This window comes from Sulfurifustis variabilis (genome assembly GCF_002355415.1).
Classification (GTDB): Bacteria; Pseudomonadota; Gammaproteobacteria; order Acidiferrobacterales; family Sulfurifustaceae; genus Sulfurifustis; species Sulfurifustis variabilis.
Genome location: NZ_AP014936.1, coordinates 2,349,635 through 2,367,396 on the forward strand (window position 1 = coordinate 2,349,635; position 17,762 = coordinate 2,367,396).

Consider the following 17,762-nt stretch of genomic DNA (forward strand, 5'->3'; position numbering starts at 1 on the left):
CGTTTCGACGTCGCGGCCGCTCGTCCGGCACCCCCCGCGGGTCGTCCGGTCCCGGGTGGCGACCCGGCCGCCGCCTGCCATATTTCTTAGGAGCCCCCGATCGCGCGGAAAGAGATTCTCAGTGAGCATCTTCGAAAAGGACTGCCCGCAGTGCGCGTCGGCCAATCCCGTGCACGCCAGGCGTTGCCGTTGCGGATACTGCTTCGACCCGGAGTTGCAGCAGGAAACCGACGGGCAGGAGGAGCGGCTCTACCGGGATTATCTCGCCGCCCGGGTGGTGCAAGCCGAGGCCGCGTTGACCGTCGCTCGGAGCGAGGCTTCCGCAGATCCCGATAACCAGGTGAAGACCGCGCAGGCCCTGCTCGCGGAGCAGGCCCTCAACACCGCGCGCGCCGAGCTGCGGGCGCTCGCGGTCAAGACGGGCCGGTCAGGCCCCGCCTCGCGCGTTCCCGCGCCGGTCGCCAAGGCGCCGCCCGCCCCGCCCGCGAAGGCCAAGGTCGGCAACGCCGTCGCGCAGGAACCCATGGCGCCGCGACGTTCCCCGCCCGCCTCCCCGCCTGCCGTCCGGGCGGTGACGCCGGCGGCGGCCCGCGCGACCGAGAAGCCGGGTCCCGAATTCCGCGCCGTGCAGGCCGTAAAGGCCGAAGGCGTGATGCAGACGAGGAAGGTCGAGCCGAAACCCACGATCCCGAAAGTCGCTCCGCCCGCATCGGTGCCCAAGTCCCGGGCAAAGGCCGCTCGGCCACCGACCCGCGTCGCAGCGCCGCCCGCGGCGCTGGTCAAGGAAGCCCGCAAGGAATGCCCGCATTGCACGGCGCTGGTTCCTCTCGACGCGACCCGCTGCCGCTGCGGCTTCAGCCTCCCGACCGTGTCCGTCGAAATGCCGCCCGTCGCGCTCGATGCGGAGACCCTCGCCCTGCTCGCGCAGGGACTCAATATCAACTCGCGCCGCTAGCCGGACGACGGCGGAGAGACGGCCAGCAGCAGCGCGTTCAAGCGGCGGACGAACCCCGCCGGGTCCTCGAGGCTGCCCCCTTCCGCCAGCGACGCCTGGTCGAACAGGAGCGTGCTCCAGTCGGCGAACCGATCCTCCGCGCGCTCGTCCCTGAGCCGCTGGACCAGCGGGTGGCCGGGATTCACCTCCAGGATCGGCTTTCCCTGAGGGTAGGCCTGGCCCGCGGCCTTCAACAGTCGCCCCAGGTTCACGCTCACGTCCCATTGATCGACCACGAGGCACGCGGGCGAGTTCGTCAGCCGGTGCGTGACGCGCACGTCCTTGACGCGTTCGCCGAGCGCCCGCTTGATGCGCTCGACCAGCTCCTTGTGGGCAACGGCCGCCTCTTCGTGGCGCTTGCGCTCGTCCGCGTCCTCGAGGCCGCCGAGATCGAGATCGCCCTTGGCGACGGAAACCAGCGGCTTCTTTTCGAACTCGGTCAGGTGCGTCATCAGCCATTCGTCGATGCGGTCGTGCAGCAGCAGCACCTCGACGCCCTTCTGCCGGAAGATTTCGAGGTGCGGGCTGTGCCTGGCGGCCGGAAGGCTGTCGGCCGTGATGTAGTAGATCTTCTCCTGCCCGGGCTTCATGCGCGCGGCATAGTCGGCAAGCGACACGTCCTCGCTCCCGTTGTCCGCATGGGTCGAGGCGAAGCGCAGCAGCTTGGCGATCGCCTCGCGGTTTCCCGGGTCCTCGATGATGCCCTCCTTCAGCACCCGGCCGAACTCCTTCCAGAACGTCGCGTACTTCTCCTTGTCCCTCTCGGCCAGTTCGGTGAGCAGGTCGAGCGTCTTCTTCACCGACCCGGCGCGGATCGCGTCGATGTCGCGGCTGCGCTGCAGGATCTCGCGCGAGACGTTGAGCGGCAGGTCGTTGGAGTCGATCACCCCGCGCACGAAGCGCAGATAGTTCGGCAGCAGCTGCTCGGCGTCGTCCATGATGAAGACGCGGCGCACGTACAGCTTGACGCCGTGGCGCCGATCGCGTTCCCACAGGTCGAAGGGCGCGTGGCGCGGCACGTACAGAAGCGAGATGTACTCCTGCCGGCCTTCCACGCGGGAGTGAACGTGAGCCAGCGGCGGCTCGAAATCGTGCGCCACGTGCTTGTAGAACTCCTCGTACTCCTCCGGCTTGATCTCGTTCTTCGGCCGCGCCCAGAGCGCCGAGGCGCGGTTCACCACCTCGTCCTCGCCCTTCCCGGACTCCGACGCCATGACGATCGGGATCGGGATGTGATCGGAGTACTTGCGGACGACGGCGCGCAGCCGGTGTCCGTCCAGAAACTCGTCCTCGCCTTCCTTGAGGTGCAGGGTGATCTCGGTGCCGCGTTGCCGGCGCTCGACGGTCTCGACCGTGTACTCGCCCTTGCCGTCGGATTCCCAGCGGATCCCGTGCTCCGGGCCCAGGCCGGCGCGGCGGGTTACGAGCGTCACGCGGTCGGCGACGATGAACGCCGAGTAGAAGCCGACCCCGAACTGCCCGATCAGCCGGGCGTCCTTCGCGCGGTCGCCGGAGAGCGCCGCGAGGAACTCGCGCGTGCCCGACTTCGCGATCGTGCCGATATGCTCGATCACCTCTGCCCGGCTCATGCCGATTCCGTTGTCCGTCACGGTAACGGTTCGGGCCTTCCTGTCGTAGCGCACGCCGATCTTGAGGTCGGAATCGCCCTCGAAGAGCGCGTCGTCCGTGAGCGCCTCGAACCGCAGCTTGTCTGCGGCATCCGAACCGTTCGAAATCAGCTCCCGCAGGAAGATCTCCTTGTTGCTGTAAAGCGAGTGGATCATGAGGTCCAGCAGCTGACGGACCTCGGTCTGAAAGCCGAGCGTTTCCCGGTGTGTGTCGACGCTCATGGGCGCTCCTTGTTCTGATTGATGGCCCTCGCATGGGGCCGCCCTGCGGTCTTTTCAAGCGAAAATGCGCCGCATCCGCTCGTCGGGCCCTCCCTCCCTGCCATCGCCGGGAGGCGGCCGGGACCGGGCCGGCCCGGACCCGCTGCCTATACTGATCTACGAACGACTTCTGGCCGAGCCTGCCGAATGCATCCCATCCCTGTCCCGTGTCCGGTGTGCGGGGCCGCCGCGGATTCCGCGACCGGCCGCTGCCTGTGCCCGGACGCCCGGCCGGCGGTCGATTCCGGCTCCCCGCACCTCCTTGCCAAGGCGGAATCGCTCTTCGAGTCCTATCTGGCCGCCCGCGTCGTTCACGCGCGTCGCCGGGCCCGGGAGGCCAAAGTCGCCTTCCTCCGGGAACCCCGAAACCGCGAGAAGGGCGAGGCCCTGCGCCATGCCGACCGTGAGGCGGCGCTTCTCGAGATGCAGCTCGTGGAGCAGACGCGCAAGGCTCAGCAAGCGCGCGATGCGGCGCGGAACCTCTCCCCGACGCCGGCCGCGCCGTCCGCACCGACGGCTTCCGGTTCCCCTCCCTCACCGTCCGCGTCGTCGGCGAACCGCGCGGACGCCGGCCACCGCGAGTGCCCGCGATGCGCCGCGCGCGTTCCGGGCGCTGTGGCCGAGTGCCGCTGCGGATACGAGTTCGCGCCCGCGGACGCCGGCGCCGGGCAGGTGCTCCTGAGCGAGGGGGATCTGCGGGTCCCGCGCGGTGGACGCGCGAAGTAGCGGTCGCACGACCATGGGCGCGCGCAGCATCTACGAAAAGATTTGCCCGGCCTGCGCCGGGGTCGTCGCACGCGCCGCCGAACGCTGTCCGTGCGGCTACGGCTTCGGCAGCGAAGACGCCGACGCGACGCAGCAGTCCCTCGACGACGAGCAGCTGTACGAGACTTATCTTGCCGCGCGCCTCGACCAGGGCCTCGAGGCGCTCGAGCTCGCGCGCGCCGCGTTGCGGGCCCGCCCCGGGGATTACGGGTGCGCCATGCGCGTGATGCAACACGTGCACGAGCTGCAGGTGCTTCGCCGGGAACTCGAAGGCCAGCGCGCCAAACTCGCCGTCGCGCCCGAGGCACCCGCGCGCGTCGGACACCGTGCCTCACCCGTACCCACCGACGCGTTCCGCGCAGCGCAGTCCGAACGTGCGGAGGTCGTCGCCCGACGCACCGCCCCGGGGATCTGCTCCGCATGCGGTTGCCCGTCGGCGGCCAATGGTACGCGCTGCACCTGCGGCGGTCCCGCGCGATCGACGCCGGACATCGCGGCCGATATCGCCCGCGCCGATTCAGACTCGATCGACAAGCCCTAGGGAAGATCCTCTGGCCGATCCACGTCTCGGAGGATGCCCGGGTCATCCACCTCGATGAGCCGTGTGCGTGCGCCGAGACGAAGCAGGAGTCCGCTCGCGCCGCTCTCCCCCTCCAGTGCCAGCAGATTCCCGCGCAGACGGCCCGAGAAGCCGACGGGGTGTCCGCGCCGGCCGCGGTAGACCGGCGCGACGCACAGCGCGCCCTGCTGCAGCGCGGTCGCAACCCGCCGAATGGTCGCCGGCGCTATGAACGGCATGTCGGCGAGCGCAATCACGTATCCGGCCATCCCGTTCGCCGCCGCCACGCCGCACGCGATACTCGATCCCATTCCCCTTTCCGCCTCCGCGCAGTACACGACGCGCAGGCCGACGCGCTCGAAGCGGTCGCCGAGGCCCGCTTCGCCCCCGGCGACCACGGCGTAACAGCGCTCGACCGCCGCGCGCACGTTGCGCGCCGCGTGAACGCCGAGCGGCTCGCTGTCGGCGAGGGGCTCGAGGAGCTTGTTCCGTCCGAAACGGGTGGATCGGCCGGCCGCGAGAAGTACGGCGGCGATCATGACGCCGCGTCCCCGTCTGCCCACACGCGCGCGAACGGCCTCTTCCCATCGAGGCGTGCGCGTCCTGCGGGTGCGGGAATCGCGTGCACGACCGTCTGCCACGCCGTTTCGGCGGCCATGCAGGAGCCGAGCGCCCGATAACGTCCGCCGGCGCGTCGCAGGCGTCGGGTGCACGGGTTCATCCGACCCGGCGCGTCATGCCCGCACGCGGAGGCCGGTCTTCCTCGGACCGGTTCCCGCGCGGCAGTTAGAATGACGCGATCGAACCGGGCTTGCGCACACCAAGGAGGGTCCATGCCGGAGAAACAGTACCGCACCTTGTCGGAGGCGATCGAGGGCCTGCGCGGGCGGGGTTACACGCGGAGCTTCGAGGTGGCGAACGGCCGGCTGCGCGTGGTCGAAACCGGAACGCTGGTCACTCCGGAGGAGGTGAAGGTCCGGGAACACCATCGCTTCGAGGGCGAGTCGAATCCAGACGACATGTCCGTGGTGTACGCGGTCGAGAGCGGATCGGGCGAGCGCGGGCTGATCGTCGATGCCTTCGGCGCCTACGCCAACCCCGCGCTCGGCGACCTGCTGCTTCGCGCGCGCCACGAGGACAGCGGCTAGCTCACGGCTTGAGGCAGCTGTACACGTTGAAGGTCTGCCGGCCCTCGGCGAGCTCCGAGACGGCCACGATCGTGTCGCCACCCAGGACGGCTGCCTCGTTCTTGGCGTGCTGCAGCACGTCGTCCTCGACCGCCTCGCGGCTGCGCGGAATGTTCCCGATGCGGTCGGTCACCTGCGCGGTGAGCGTGCTGACGAGACGGCAGCGCTCCACCTCGCCCGCCGTCAGCACTCGCACCTTCTTGCCCTCGACCGTCGGCTGCACGAACACGCATCCGGCAAGCGCCGCCAGCAGCACGAGGGAAAGGAATCGCTTCGCCATCGTCGTCTCCTCATTCCTTATTCTTTCAGCACGCACTTCGCGTAGAGGTCCTTGAGCCTGCCTTCGGGATCGTACCGGCGCTTCAGCCGCTCGTACGCCTCGCGGTTGTAGATCCGCCAGAACTCCTCCGGCGTGAAGTACGAATCGGAATAAAGCGACTTCATGCCGCCGAGCTCGCGCACCTTGTGCTCGATCTTGCGGTTGTAGAACCCGTCGGGCAGTTTGTCGCGGCCCCGGATCACGTCCCAGAAGCCGAAGTTGACGTACAGCCGTCCGGGCGCCAGGTGGTAAAGGTCGAAGCGAACGTCGTCGCGGAAGGCGCGCGTCGGGCAGATCCAGACCGGCAGGAACCGGATCGTGTCGTGATAGAACTCGAGGAACGCGGGGCCATGCTCGATCGGGATCTCGACATCCTGGATCACGGACTCGGCGTGCACGCCGAGCAGCCTGTTGAGCCGTGCGGTGAGCCCGACGCGGCTGTTCCAGCGCATGATTTTCGTGTACGTCACGGAGTTGAGACGCTCCCGGCCGTACAGCCGCCGGATGAGCGGGTTCTGCGCGAGGAGGTTTTTCGAGCACCAGAACCAGTCCGTGTCCCAGCGCCAGATGTAGTCCTCCGTCGTGAGGTAGTCCTCGCGCCGCTCGCGGAGGGATTTGTAGTAGATTCGCTCGTAGGTGTAGTCGCTCGCGTAGGGCGCGTCGTCGGCGAACCGGCCGAGCGAGAGCACCATCTCGTCGCGCCCGAACACCACCCCGTCGACGAAGTCGATGCCGGGGTCGTCGCAGCGATGCCGCAAGTCGTCGAAGAAAGCAGCCGGGTCCCGGTGCCGCAGGTGCTCCAGGCGCACGAAACGCTTCACCGGCACCGCTTTCGCCTTCACCCGGAGGGCGTAGCCGAGGGTCCCGTACGAGTTCGGAAAACCGAAGTAGAGGTCGCGGTGCTCGTTCGTCGGCGTGCACACGACCGTGCGCCCGCCCGGGAGCAGCACTTCCAGCTCTTCCACCGTCTCGTGCACGAGGCCGTAACGGAAGGAGGAGGATTCGATGCCGCAGCCCGTCACTGCGCCGCCGATGGTGATGGACTTGAGCTGCGGCACCACCGCCGGCATCACCCCGTGCCTGAGCGACTCGGCCACGAGCTTCGCGTACGGCGTCATGCCCTCGACCTCGATGACCCCCGCCTCGCGGTCGACGTGAAGCACGTTGTTGAAGTCGCGCACGTCGAGGCGTTCGCCTGCCACCGGCTTGCGGTCGCGGAAGAGGTTCGAGGTGGCCTTGCCGAGGCGTATCGGCCCGTCGGCGTGATGGCGCAGGAAGTCGATCAGCCTCTGCTTGCGCTCTTCGTAGGCGATTGTTGTCATCGCGGTGCCGTCGCTCGGGTGCCCCAGTGTACCCGAAACGCCGAGAGCGGATGAATCGCGGCGCGCGCGGAAAATCAGCGGTTCAGTTCGCGGTAAACGACCTCGGCCACCCGCAGCAGCGGTTCGCGCGGAATCTCCGCCGAGAGCGCGTAGCCGAACGCCCCGTCGACCCAGTAGAACACGCTCACGTTGCCCTCGCGGGCGTACCGGAACGCCGTCTCCCGCCCCTCCTCCGGGTTGTTCGCCAGGTAGAGCGTAAGCCGTCGGCCCTGCGCGTCCTCGTACATGAACTGCGCGGCGGGGCGATCTTCCCCGGGGAGCAACCGACCGCCCACCAGCCGGAATCCGGCGTCGCCGAGGCGCGGGGCCCGCACCGGCGAACCGAGTCGCTTGGACAGCCAGCCGACCAGGTGGTCCTCCTGCTGCGCGCCGACTTCGACCGGGTGGAGCACCTCGGGCACGTACGTCACGTGCGCTACCGCGGCGCGCGCCGCGAGCGAAGGCGCTTCGGCCGGCGGGATCGTCCCGACCCCCCGGGCGAACCAGCCGAGGGCGACGGCCGCCAGAAGCGCCGCGGCCGTCGCAACGTGCCGCAACCAGCCGCCGGGCTGGCGCGCACGCCGCCCCGCCGCCGGGGCCGGCTCGGCGAGCGCGGGATCGAAAAGCGCCCGCAGCAGCTCGTTCTGCGTGCGATACGCGTCGACGCGGGCGGCGGCATCCGGATCGCCGCGCAGCCGCTCCTCGACCCGTGCGCGGCGCTCGGGATCCAGCTGCCCGTCGACGTACGCGTGCAGCTCGATGTCGTCGATCGGCGCCGTGGTCACTTGATCCTCCGCAATACCGGCGCGCCGCCCGCCATCAGGGCGCGCAGGCGCTCGCGCGCGCGAGACAGGCGCGACATGACGGTGCCGATCGGGACGCCGAGCACGCAGGCGACCTCGTCGTAACGCATCTGCTCGACCCCCACGAGCAGCAGCACCTCGCGGTGCTCGGCCGGAAGACGCTCGAGTGCGTGCTGCAGGTCGCGCAGCGCGAGCGCGTCCTCCTGCGAGGCCGGGACCGGCATGTCGAGGCGCTCGTCGTCGATGGCGACCGGCTCGCGCCGGCGCACCTGGTTGAGGTGAACGTTGTGCATGATCGTGAACAGCCAGGCGCGCAGGTCGGTCCCGGGACGCCAGAGATGCCGCCGCGACCAGGAGCGCTCGAGCGTGTCCTGCACGAGGTCGTCGGCACGCGCACGGTTTCCGGTGAGGGCGCGCGCGTAACGGCGGAGCCGGGGGATGTGCTCCGCGATCTGCTCGTCCATCCCGCTCATGACCCCGTCCGGCCGGCCCTCCTATATATATGATGGCGCCCCGCCCCGGTCGTACGCCGTCGGACAGTGAACACCGCCCGGGCACGGTTTATTCCCCGGGGCCGGTCACTCACTCCTCGTGCTGGATGCTCCTGACGATGTAGCCGCCCGACTTCTCGTCGTGCTCCAGCTTCAGGAGCCCGCGCCCGGCGGCCTCTTCGAGGAGCTTCCCGAACGTGCGGAAGCCGTGGTAGGTCTCGTCGAAACCGGGCTGGCGGCGCTTGAGCGCCTGCTTGATCATCGAGCCCCAGACCTTCTCCTCCTCGCCTCGCTCCTTGGACAGCGCCTCCACCGTCTCCATCACGAGGTCGATCGCCTCCTGCTTCTTCTCCTCCTCGGTCTTGCCGTCGGCCTTCGCGACCGGCGCCTGGCGCTCGGTCTTGCGCCCCCGACGGCGCTTTTTCTCTTCGCGCACCAGGTCGTCGTAGAAGATGAACTCGTCGCAGTTCGCCATCAGGAGGTCGGAGGTCGAGTCCTTCACGCCCACGCCGATGACGTTCTTGTTGTTCTCGCGCAGCTTGCTCACCAGGGCGGAGAAATCGGAGTCGCCGCTGATGATGACGAACGTGTCGACGTGCGACTTGGTGTAGCAAAGATCGAGCGCGTCGACGACCAGGCGGATGTCCGCCGAGTTCTTGCCCGCCTGGCGCACGTGCGGGATTTCGATGAGCTCGAACGCCGCCTCGTGCATCGGCGCCTTGAAGACCTTGTAGCGCTCCCAGTCGCAGTACGCCTTCTTGACCACGATCGAGCCCTTGAGCAGCAGCCGCTCGAGCACCTTTCTGATGTCGAAGTCGGCGTACTTCGCGTCGCGCACGCCGAGCGCAATGTTCTCGAAATCGCAGAACACCGCCATGTTTTGGGTATCGGGCTTCACGTATTCTCCTTTGAAAAAACCGCGGTATTGTGGCACGCGCGGGGGCGCGCAGCGAGCGCGCCGGGGTCAGCGGCCGCGCGGGCCGGCGCCCGGTCGGGGCTCGGGCTCCCGCGGCCGCGGCAGGTACTCGACGGCAGGCTGCTGGCGGACCGGCTGCGGGTACAGGCGCATCAGGTCGTAGAACAACGGGTCGAGATCCTTCTTGATCGGCAGGCCCAGCATGCGCCCGACGTCGGCGGTGATCGGGTAGTCGTGCGTCCAGGTGCCGGTACTCAGGAGCGTGGCCACGTGCTCGGCGTCCGGGTCCGCCATGTGCTCGCGCAGCAGGGTCTTTACCGCGCCCTTCACCTGTGCGATCGCCTTCTCGGCGACGTCGGCCAGGATCAGCGTCTGATCGTCTACCTCGTTCGGGCTCTTGCGGTCCACGGCGGCGAGCACGGACGCCGCAGGAAAGCCGCCGACCTGCGGATCGACCGGGCCGAGCACCGCGTGATCGTCCATCACGATCTCGTCGGCCGCAAGCGCGATGAGCGTGGCGCCCGACATCGCGTAGTGCGGGATGTGCACGGTGACGCGAGCGGGGTGCGCGTTGATCGCGCTGGCGATCTGGAGCGCGGCGAGCACCAGCCCGCCGGGCGCGTGCACCACGAGATCGATCGGGGTCTCCTTGTCCGTGAGGTGAATCGCCCGGATGACCTCCTCCGAGTCGTTGATGTCGATGTAGCGCATGATGGGGATGCCGAAGAACGCCATCGAGACCTGCCGATGGATGAGCGTGATGACGCGTGTCCGCCGGCGGCCCTCGATACGCCGGAGGAGGCGCACGCGCTCCCATTCCACCATGCGCTGGCGCAGCACCGGGTGAAGCAGGATGAGCAGGAACAACAGCCAGAAGAGTTCGCCGACGGTCATGCACCCCTCCCGTAACGAGCCGCGAGTTTCACATGCCTCCCGCCCCGGGGCAACGGAAACGCCTCGACGCGTCCGGGCGCGCGATTCACGCTACCGTGTCGGGGTGAAGCGCGCCGCGGTAGCGTGCTTAAATGGTCTCCGGCTCACCGCTCGCTAGGCGAACGATGGCGAAATACGCGAGGCGGCGTGCCGCGGGGGCACCGGATACCGAAGTGCGCGCGCGAGTGGACGACGGAGACGCGGTGCGCACCTCGGGCGGGGTCACAGGAACCGTTCGCATCTGGACCGCGGAGCCGACCGGGAAAGCGCCGCTTCTCCGAGCCGTCGGGCGGCCTGCCCTGACGGACGCAGCGTCTCGACCGGTCGGACCGGTCGGCGGTCCGATCCGACGCATCCTCTTTCCGCGACACGGAGGTGACACATGGAAGTGCAGGTGGGCGGAATTTTCGGGCTTATCGTGCTCATCGCCGACATCTGGGCGATCGTGCGCACCGTGCAGAGCGGCGCCTCGACCGGCGCAAAGGTCTTCTGGGTCGTGCTCATCATCCTTCTGCCGGTGCTCGGGCTCATCATCTGGTTCATATTCGGCCCGCGCGGCTAGCCGGCACGGGCCCGCGCGTCACTCGTAGCCCGCCGACGCCTTGCCGCGGAAGATGCGGTAGGTGTGGATCGTGTACGCGAGCACGAGCGGCAGCAGGAGCAGGACGCCGACAAGGATGAACAGCTGCGTCGCGGGCGGCGACGCGGCGTCCCAGATCGTGAGCGCGCGCGGAACCGCGTAGGGCCACGTGCTCACCGCGAGCCCCGCGTACGAAAGCAGGAAGAGAGCGACGGTGTAGACGAACGGCGCTCGCTCGCGCCGCAGCGCCAGCGCGCGCCAGAGCTCCCAGGCGACGATGCCGGTGAGAAGCGGCACAGGCGAGAAGTACAGCAGGTTCGGCCAGCTGAACCAGCGCTCGGCGATCGCCGGCTGCGCGAGCGGCGTCCACACGCTCACGGCCGCCACGAAGGCCAGCACGGCCGCCAGGAGGCGGCGCGCCGCCCGGTAGCATCGGTCCTGCAACTCCCCTTCCGTCTTGTAGACCAGCCACGCCGCGCCGAGCAGCGCGTAACCGGCCACCACCCCTGCCCCGCTCATCACGCTGAAGGCGCTGACCCATCCCCAGGTCCCGCCTTCGTAGGCGGTACCCGTGAGGTCGAAGCCCTCGACGAAGCTGCCCAGCATCACCCCCTGCGCCAGCGCGGCGAGAAACGAGCCTCCCGCAAAGCCGAACTCCCAGACCCGCTTGCGATGCGCGCGCGGTCGGAACTCGAAGGCGACGCCGCGGAACACCAGCGCGAACAGGAAGACCAGCAGCGGCACGTACCACGCCGGAAGCAGGATGCTGTACGCGAGCGGGAACGCCGCGAACAGCATCGCTCCGCCCAGGACGAGCCACGTCTCGTTCCCGTCCCAGACCGGCGCGATGCTGCCGATCAGCAGGTCCCGTTCTCCCTCTTTCTGCGGCAGCACGGCGGACAGCATTCCGACGCCGAGGTCGAAGCCGTCGAGGATCACGTACATGGCGATCCCGAAGGCGATGACCAGACCGGATAGCAGCGCCAGGTCCACGGCTCAGGGCGTGGCGCGCCAGACGGTGCGCGGGAGCCGGCGCGCCTGCGGCGGAACGGCCGTTTCGGGGCCCTGGGACGCCAGCCGGAAGGCGAAGGCGAGGAAGGCGCCGAGCAGCACGAGATAGGCGAGCACGAACAGCGTCAGCGAGCCGGCGACGGCGCTCGGTTCGAGGGCGCTCGCCGCGTCCGCGGTCCGCAGCATCCCGTGCACCACCCAGGGCTGACGCCCGACCTCCACCACCAGCCAGCCGGCGATGACGGCCACGAAACCGAGCGGGATGGCGGCGATGCACAGGCGCTGGAACCAGGCGCGGTCGTAGAGCCGCCCCCGCCACCAGAGGACCAATCCGGTCCACGCCACGAACAGGAAATAGAAGCCGATCGCGAGCATCACCCGGAAGCTGAAGAACACGGTCGGCACGTGCGGCCGGTCGGCCGCCTGCGCCTGGTCGAGCCCGGGCACCCGGCCCGTCGGGGAGTGCGTGAGGATCAGGCTCGCGGCATACGGGATCTCGACGGCGAAGCGGTTCGCCTCGCGCGCCTCGTCGGGCCAGCCGACCAACACGAAGGGCGCGGCCTCGGTCGTCTCCCACAATGCCTCCATGGCCGCGACTTTGACCGGCTGATCCCGCGCGACCTGCAGCCCGTGCAGGTCGCCGATCAGGATCTGCGCAGGAGCGAAGACCGCGGCCGAGAGGATGGAGACGGCGAGCGCCCGGCGGGCGAGCGCGGCGTGCACGCCGCGGCGCAGGTGCCACGCCGACACCCCGGCGATCACGAACGCCGCCGTGAGGAGGGAGGCCATGAGCATGTGCGCCAGCCGGTAGGGAAACGAGGGGTTGAAGACGACCGACCACCAGTCGCGCACGTAGAACACCCCGTCGCGCAGCTCGAAGCCCGCCGGCGTGTGCATCCACGAGTTGGCCGCCAGGATCCAGAACGCCGAAAGGAACGTCCCGAGGGCGACCATGACGGTCGCGAGAAAGTGCAGCCGCGGGCCCACCCGACCCCAACCGAAGAGCATGATCGGAAGGAAGCTCGCTTCGAGGAAGAACGCCATCAGCACCTCGTAACCGAGCAGGGGGCCGAGGACGTTGCCGGTCGCCTGCGAGAAACGGGCGAAGTTCATGCCGAACTCGAACGACAGCACGATTCCCGAGACCACGCCCGTACCGAAACCGAGCGCGAAGATCTTCAGCCAGAAGCGGTAGAGCCGGAGGTATTCTTCGCGCGCCGTGTAAAGCCAGGCCCCGTGCAGGATGACGAGGAAGCCGGAGAGGCCGATCGTGAGCGTGGGAAAGAGAATGTGAAAGCCCAGCGTGAAGCCGAACTGGATACGGGACAGCAGAGTGGCATCCCACTCCATGCGATCAAGCGTGGCTCGAGACGGCCGCCGGTTCGTCCTTGGTGCGCTTGAGTACCCACCGGCGCAAGCCGTACATGCCGAGCACGAGCAGCAGCACGACGGCCCCGAGCACGAGGAAGGTCCCGGGGCCGGGATCGCGGAGGGTCGCGCCGACGCGGTCCACGAAAAGCGTGATGGCGGCGATCCCCGGGATCATCCCGAGCGCGGTGCCCGCCACGAAATCCCGAAAGCGGATGTGCGAGGCGCCCGCGACCAGGTTCACCACCGTGAACGGGGCGACGGGAATCAGACGCACGATCGCCATGGTGAGGACCCCGCGCTGCGCCAGGCGCCGGCTCAGGCGATTCAGCTTCGACCCGGCGAAGCGGCGCACCGTGTCGCGCCCGAGCCCGTGGCCCACGCCGTAGACCAGCGCGGCGCTCGCCAGGACGCCGATGACCGAATAGATGAACCCCTCCCACGGGCCGAACGCGAGCGCGGTCACCACGATGAGCAGCGTCACCGGAACGACGATCAGGCCGCCGAGCACGAACGCGCCGAGCGCGATGAAGGGCGCCGCCGGATAGCCGCGGAAGCCGGCCACGAGTCCGGTAAGCGAATCGACGTCGAGGTAGTCACCGAGCGGCGTCCAGCGCCAGGCCGCGGCCAGCGCGAGCAGGCCGACGAGAATCGAAACCCCGGCGACGATCCGGCGATGGGCCGGCGCGCGTTCGTCCGGCGGGACCAGCTGCTCGGCGAGCCTGTCCGGATCGATGGGGCGCTCGGGATCGAGGAGCTCGGGGTTCGGAAGCCAGGAGCTGACCTGCTCCGGCGGGGGCGGCTCGAGCTCGCGGAGCGTGCGGCCGCCGCCGCGGAGCGACTCGATCGCGGCGATCAACGATCCCTCGCGAGCGACCGCGCGCGCCACCTCTTCCGGGCGCGTGCCGAGGTGTTCGGCGAGGAGGCGGTGGCGCAGGCCGGCGATGCCGCGCCGCACCCGCTCCTCGCCGCCGCTCTCGAACGCGAGATCGCATTCCGTGTCGATTCCCATGGAGCGGTTGTTCAGATTGGCCGATCCGACCCGCGCGAAGTCGTCGTCGACCACCAGCACCTTGCTGTGCACGTTGACGCACTGGCCGTCGAGCCCGGGCACATCCGGGTAATAGACACGCAGGCGGTGGTGACGATCGGCCTGGCGCAGCCGGTGGATCAGGCGGCCGCGCAGCACGTCCATCGTCTGCTGGGAAAGCCAGCCGTCGGTGCGCAGCGCGAGGATGAGCACCACCTCCGGTCCGTCCGGCTCGCCGAGGCGCGCCGCGATCGCGTCCGCGATACCGGTCGCCGTGAAGAACTGGTTCTCGATGTACAGCGAGCGGCGGGCCGCGCGTATCGCGTCGCGGTAGAGGAGCTCTACCTCGCGCACCTCCGCCTCGCCGTCGTACGCGGGCACCGTGCGCGCCACCGCCACCGGCACGTTTTCCACCTCTGTCGCCACGCCGAGCGGCCAGAGGTCCGCCGGAGCGCCGACCGCAGGCCGCGCGCGTCGGCCGGTCGCCCGCTCCCAGCGTGCGCGGACCAGCTCGCCGAGCACGGAGGCCACCTGGCCTTCGACGAGCATCATGACGTCGTGAAACGGCCGGTACGGCGGCGTGCCCGCCACATCGATGCGGCGCGGGTCGTCGGGGCGATGCTCGGGCGTGTCCCAACGCGCCTTCGTCAGATCGAGGCCGCCGGCGAAGGCGAGTCCGTCGTCCACCACGACGATCTTCTGATGGTGCGATCCTCCGGGCGGATGCTTGCCGTCCATCCGGAAGTGCAATCGACGATGCGTGCGCCAGTCGAGCTTGTAGATCGGCAGCCACTCGCGGTCGAGCGCGTACAGCATCGCGAAGTCCCAGGTGAGCACGTACGCGTGCGGGCCGCCCGGACGCGAGACGACCCCGTTCAGAAACTCGCAGAGGGTGTTGGGCAGCAGGCCCGGATCGCCGTCCCGCACGAGGCGCACGCGGCTGTCGATGTCCCAGCCGACCATCAGGATGCTGTGCCGGGCGCGTGCGGCCGCCTCGCGGAACGCGCGAAAGTAGTCGGCGGCGTCGATCAGGAACGCGACGCGGCGCGCGTGGGCCACTTGCCAGCAGTTGTAGCCGGGCTTGAGGATCTGGTAACCGGTCATCGCGAGGCGCGCGCCTCCGCGAAGCTGATGCGTATGGTGGGCACCGGGCTCACGACGTGCACGCGGGCGGGCGCGCGGTATACCGCGTCTTCGAGGCTCGAGAGCGCGGACAGCCCCGCGATGCCCGCGACCCGCGCGAGCAGCTCGGCGCCCCCGGACACCTCGACCCGCTGCCCGTGCGCGGGCGGCAGGTCGGGCTTCAGGCGGGACGCGACGGCATGATGGAAGTCCGCGGGCAGCTCGAGCTCGACGTCGGCGTGGCGGGCAATCGCCTCGCGCAACGACGCCACCGTCTCGCCGCCGCGCCACTGCAATCGTGTGGTCTCCGCCGTCATTGGCGTTCGTGCTTCCGTGCAGGTCTGTCGGCTCCAAAGGGTAACACACGCGTTTTGAAGTTTGGTACGCTGCCTCGAAGCGCGCGGCGATAGGGACATGAAGCCTGTGACTTCTCGGGACGGCGGCGGGACGAACGATTCCGCCGGCAAGAGCGCGCGCGTACACCACGACGCGCGGTCCGGAGACGATCGCGTCCGCGGATGGGTCCTCACCGCGCTGTTCGTGCTCGCGGTTTTCTATACGCTCTACCTCACGCGCGACCTCACCCTTCCGATCGTCCTCGCGCTGCTGCTCGCCCTGCTGCTCCTTCCGCTCGTGCGCTGGCTGCGTCTGCTGCGCTTGCCGGCGCCGGTCGCGGCGGCGCTGGTCGTGTTCGCGCTGCTCGGCGGCCTGGCGTACATCGTCCTCGCCCTGAGCGAGCCCGCTTCCGCCTGGCTGCAGAAGGCGCCGCAGATCATGGGCGAGCTCGAGCGCAAGCTGCGCCCGATCAAGCAGAAGGTCGAGGAGGTCGAAAAGGCGGCGCAGCAGGTCGAGCGCGCGACGGGCGCGGAACGCGGGCGCACGGTGGAAGTGCGCGGCACCGGACTGCGCGACATGGTGCTGGCGCGGATCCAGCAGCTTCTCGGCGGCGGCCTGGTGATGTTCTTCCTCCTCTACTTTCTGCTTTCGACCGGGGACGGGTTGCGTGCCCGGCTTGCGAGCCTCGCCTCGTCCAACGAGGGGCGGGCCAACGTGCTCGAGATCGCACACCGGGTCGAACGCGCCATCTCGTCCTACCTGTCCACGGTGACGCTGATCAACGCCGGCCTCGGGCTGCTGACCGCCCTGCTCATGTACCTCCTCGGCATGCCGAATCCGGCGCTTTGGGGCGCGCTCGCCGCGCTGCTCAATTTCATCCCCTATATCGGCGCGCTCACGACCACGGTGGTGCTCGCGATCGTCGCGATGCTCACGTTCGACGAGCTCGGCCGCGCCCTCCTCGTTCCCGGGGCGTTTCTGATCCTCACGTCGCTGGAGGGACAGGTGGTCACCCCGCTCCTGCTCGGCAAGCAGCTCGAGCTGAACCCGGTCGTCATCTTTCTCGGCCTCATTTTCTGGGGCTGGCTCTGGGGCGTCGTCGGCGCCCTGCTCGCGGTCCCCATTCTGGTCGCGCTGAAGATCGCATGCGATCACGTGCGCCTCCTTCAGCCGCTGGGCCACGTCCTCGCGCGCTGAGCACCGGACGCGATGCTGTCGCCACGCGACGACAGCGGAATCGCCGCGCTTTCAACCGGATAAGGACCGCTTGCACACGCGCTGTCGGGCGCGACCGACACCCGTGGCGGCGAAGTCGTGATGCGCGCCCGTCAATCGCCTGATTTCAAAGGCCGTGCGCGAGTGGTATACGAATTGCTATCGCGAAGGTGCGCCCGAGGAACGAGGCGCATCGAAAATGGAGCGTCTCGTGAAGGGAATCGTCCTCGAGGCATCGCCTCCCTGTGTACGTCCATTCCCCCGGGGCCCCGCGTGTTCCCACGTGTGCCCGGCCGCGCGTCTGTCGCGTGCCCGGTCGGGCGAGAACAGGTCGAGGTAACGAGATGATGATCCGCGCCCGCATGCTGCTCTTCGCCCTTGCGACCCTTTCCGGGATCGCGCTGTCCGTTCCCGCGCAGGCCCAGCCGGAGTTCTTCTTCGGCGCCGGTTACGGTCGTTACGACATCAACGAGGACGATTTCGACGAGGACGACACGGTCTGGAAGGCCTATGCGGGCTTCAGCTTCAACCAGGCCCTCGGGGTCGAACTCTCCTGGGTCGACTTCAACGAGGCGCGCGAGGCGGGCAACTCGCTCGACGCCGACGGCTGGGGCGCGGCGGCGGTGTTGTCGCTGCCGCTTTCGGAAAACTTCGCGCTCTACGGCAAGGCCGGGCAGTTCTTCTGGGAAACGGAGGCCAGCGGGCTCGGTCCGGGCGTCCGGCCGGACGACGACGGCGACGATCCCTTTTTCGGCGCCGGCGCGAAATTCCGCCTGAACGACCTGCTCGATCTCCGTTTGGAGTGGGAGCGCTACGACGTCGCCGACGCCGATCTGGATACGGTGTTCGTCATGCTCCAGGCGAGCTTCTAAGCGAGTTTCTA

At 69.0% G+C, this 17,762-nt stretch carries 19 protein-coding genes; 7 read left to right on the forward strand and 12 right to left on the reverse strand.

Annotation, left to right across the window (positions count from 1 at the left end; all coding sequences use genetic code 11):
* The first annotated feature begins 121 nt into the window (after positions 1–121).
* The gene (locus SVA_RS11165; RefSeq protein WP_096461297.1) at positions 122–955 is read left to right on the forward strand and encodes a hypothetical protein; all 834 of its coding nucleotides are present in this window, start codon (positions 122–124) and stop codon (positions 953–955) included.
* Here SVA_RS11165 and htpG read toward each other — a convergent pair.
* Positions 952–2,844: a molecular chaperone HtpG gene (gene htpG, locus SVA_RS11170; RefSeq protein WP_096461298.1), complete on the reverse strand. Its 1,893-nt coding sequence runs from the start codon at positions 2,842–2,844 to the stop codon at positions 952–954. The two genes, SVA_RS11165 and htpG, sit on opposite strands and share 4 nt — an antisense overlap.
* Positions 2,845–3,030: 186 nt before the next feature.
* Here htpG and SVA_RS11175 point away from each other — a divergent pair, with 186 nt between their 5' ends.
* On the forward strand, positions 3,031–3,609 hold the full coding sequence (locus tag SVA_RS11175) for a zinc ribbon domain-containing protein (RefSeq protein ID WP_148665452.1): 579 nt from the start codon (positions 3,031–3,033) through the stop codon (positions 3,607–3,609).
* 13 nt (positions 3,610–3,622) lie between these two features.
* Positions 3,623–4,189, forward strand: coding sequence for a hypothetical protein (locus SVA_RS11180; protein ID WP_096461300.1), 567 nt, complete (start codon positions 3,623–3,625; stop codon positions 4,187–4,189).
* Here the strand turns inward: SVA_RS11180 and SVA_RS11185 are convergent.
* Positions 4,186–4,746 (reverse strand): nucleotidyltransferase family protein, encoded by a 561-nt coding sequence (locus tag SVA_RS11185; protein WP_096461301.1) that lies wholly within the window; start codon positions 4,744–4,746, stop codon positions 4,186–4,188. The genes SVA_RS11180 and SVA_RS11185 overlap by 4 nt on opposite strands.
* Before the next feature lie 294 nt (positions 4,747–5,040).
* On the opposite strand from SVA_RS11185, the gene SVA_RS11190 reads away from it, so the two are divergent.
* The gene (locus SVA_RS11190; RefSeq protein WP_096461302.1) at positions 5,041–5,355 is read left to right on the forward strand and encodes a phosphoribosylpyrophosphate synthetase; all 315 of its coding nucleotides are present in this window, start codon (positions 5,041–5,043) and stop codon (positions 5,353–5,355) included.
* A 1-nt stretch (position 5,356) separates the two neighbouring features.
* Here SVA_RS11190 and SVA_RS11195 read toward each other — a convergent pair whose 3' ends face one another.
* From SVA_RS11195 to SVA_RS11220, 6 genes are all read right to left on the reverse strand, one after another.
* A complete protein-coding gene (locus tag SVA_RS11195) occupies positions 5,357–5,674 on the reverse strand; it encodes a DUF4156 domain-containing protein (RefSeq protein ID WP_096461303.1) in 318 nt (105 codons plus the stop codon).
* Between the two features lie 17 nt (positions 5,675–5,691).
* Positions 5,692–7,035 carry an FAD-binding oxidoreductase gene (locus tag SVA_RS11200; protein WP_096461304.1) on the reverse strand — a complete coding sequence of 448 codons (1,344 nt, stop codon included), beginning with the start codon at positions 7,033–7,035 and terminating at the stop codon, positions 5,692–5,694.
* A gap of 74 nt (positions 7,036–7,109) precedes the next feature.
* The gene (locus SVA_RS11205) at positions 7,110–7,859 is read right to left on the reverse strand and encodes an anti-sigma factor family protein (RefSeq protein WP_096461305.1); all 750 of its coding nucleotides are present in this window, start codon (positions 7,857–7,859) and stop codon (positions 7,110–7,112) included.
* Positions 7,856–8,350 (reverse strand): sigma-70 family RNA polymerase sigma factor, encoded by a 495-nt coding sequence (locus SVA_RS11210; RefSeq protein ID WP_197703172.1) that lies wholly within the window; start codon positions 8,348–8,350, stop codon positions 7,856–7,858. The genes SVA_RS11205 and SVA_RS11210 overlap by 4 nt, the downstream gene beginning before the upstream one ends.
* 109 nt (positions 8,351–8,459) lie before the next feature.
* Positions 8,460–9,245 carry an NYN domain-containing protein gene (locus tag SVA_RS11215; protein WP_096461307.1) on the reverse strand — a complete coding sequence of 262 codons (786 nt, stop codon included), beginning with the start codon at positions 9,243–9,245 and terminating at the stop codon, positions 8,460–8,462.
* Between the two features lie 87 nt (positions 9,246–9,332).
* Positions 9,333–10,178 carry an SDH family Clp fold serine proteinase gene (locus SVA_RS11220; RefSeq protein WP_096461308.1) on the reverse strand — a complete coding sequence of 282 codons (846 nt, stop codon included), beginning with the start codon at positions 10,176–10,178 and terminating at the stop codon, positions 9,333–9,335.
* Between the two features lie 421 nt (positions 10,179–10,599).
* Here SVA_RS11220 and SVA_RS11225 point away from each other — a divergent pair, with 421 nt between their 5' ends.
* The gene (locus SVA_RS11225) at positions 10,600–10,779 is read left to right on the forward strand and encodes a PLDc N-terminal domain-containing protein (protein WP_096461309.1); all 180 of its coding nucleotides are present in this window, start codon (positions 10,600–10,602) and stop codon (positions 10,777–10,779) included.
* Positions 10,780–10,797: 18 nt separating this feature from the next.
* Here the strand turns inward: SVA_RS11225 and cydB are convergent, their stop codons facing one another.
* The 4 genes from cydB to SVA_RS11245 are packed head-to-tail and all read right to left on the reverse strand — an operon-like array spanning position 10,798 to position 15,645.
* Complete coding sequence (gene cydB, locus SVA_RS11230; RefSeq protein ID WP_096461310.1) at positions 10,798–11,790, reverse strand: cytochrome d ubiquinol oxidase subunit II; 993 nt, start codon at positions 11,788–11,790, stop codon at positions 10,798–10,800.
* A gap of 3 nt (positions 11,791–11,793) precedes the next feature.
* Positions 11,794–13,158, reverse strand: a complete 1,365-nt coding sequence (locus SVA_RS11235) for a cytochrome ubiquinol oxidase subunit I (RefSeq protein WP_096461311.1) — start codon at positions 13,156–13,158, stop codon at positions 11,794–11,796.
* Positions 13,159–13,162: 4 nt separating this feature from the next.
* Entirely contained in the window at positions 13,163–15,310 is a 2,148-nt protein-coding gene (locus SVA_RS11240) for a VTT domain-containing protein (protein ID WP_096461312.1), read from the reverse strand.
* The gene (locus SVA_RS11245; protein WP_148665453.1) at positions 15,307–15,645 is read right to left on the reverse strand and encodes a hypothetical protein; all 339 of its coding nucleotides are present in this window, start codon (positions 15,643–15,645) and stop codon (positions 15,307–15,309) included. Before SVA_RS11245 ends, SVA_RS11240 begins: the two co-directional genes overlap by 4 nt.
* A 97-nt stretch (positions 15,646–15,742) precedes the next feature.
* On the opposite strand from SVA_RS11245, the gene SVA_RS11250 reads away from it, so the two are divergent.
* Both SVA_RS11250 and SVA_RS11255 read left to right on the forward strand, forming a co-directional pair.
* Positions 15,743–16,861 (forward strand): AI-2E family transporter, encoded by a 1,119-nt coding sequence (locus SVA_RS11250; protein WP_096461314.1) that lies wholly within the window; start codon positions 15,743–15,745, stop codon positions 16,859–16,861.
* Between the two features lie 362 nt (positions 16,862–17,223).
* The gene (locus SVA_RS11255; RefSeq protein WP_096461315.1) at positions 17,224–17,751 is read left to right on the forward strand and encodes an outer membrane beta-barrel protein; all 528 of its coding nucleotides are present in this window, start codon (positions 17,224–17,226) and stop codon (positions 17,749–17,751) included.
* Positions 17,752–17,762 lie beyond the last annotated feature (11 nt).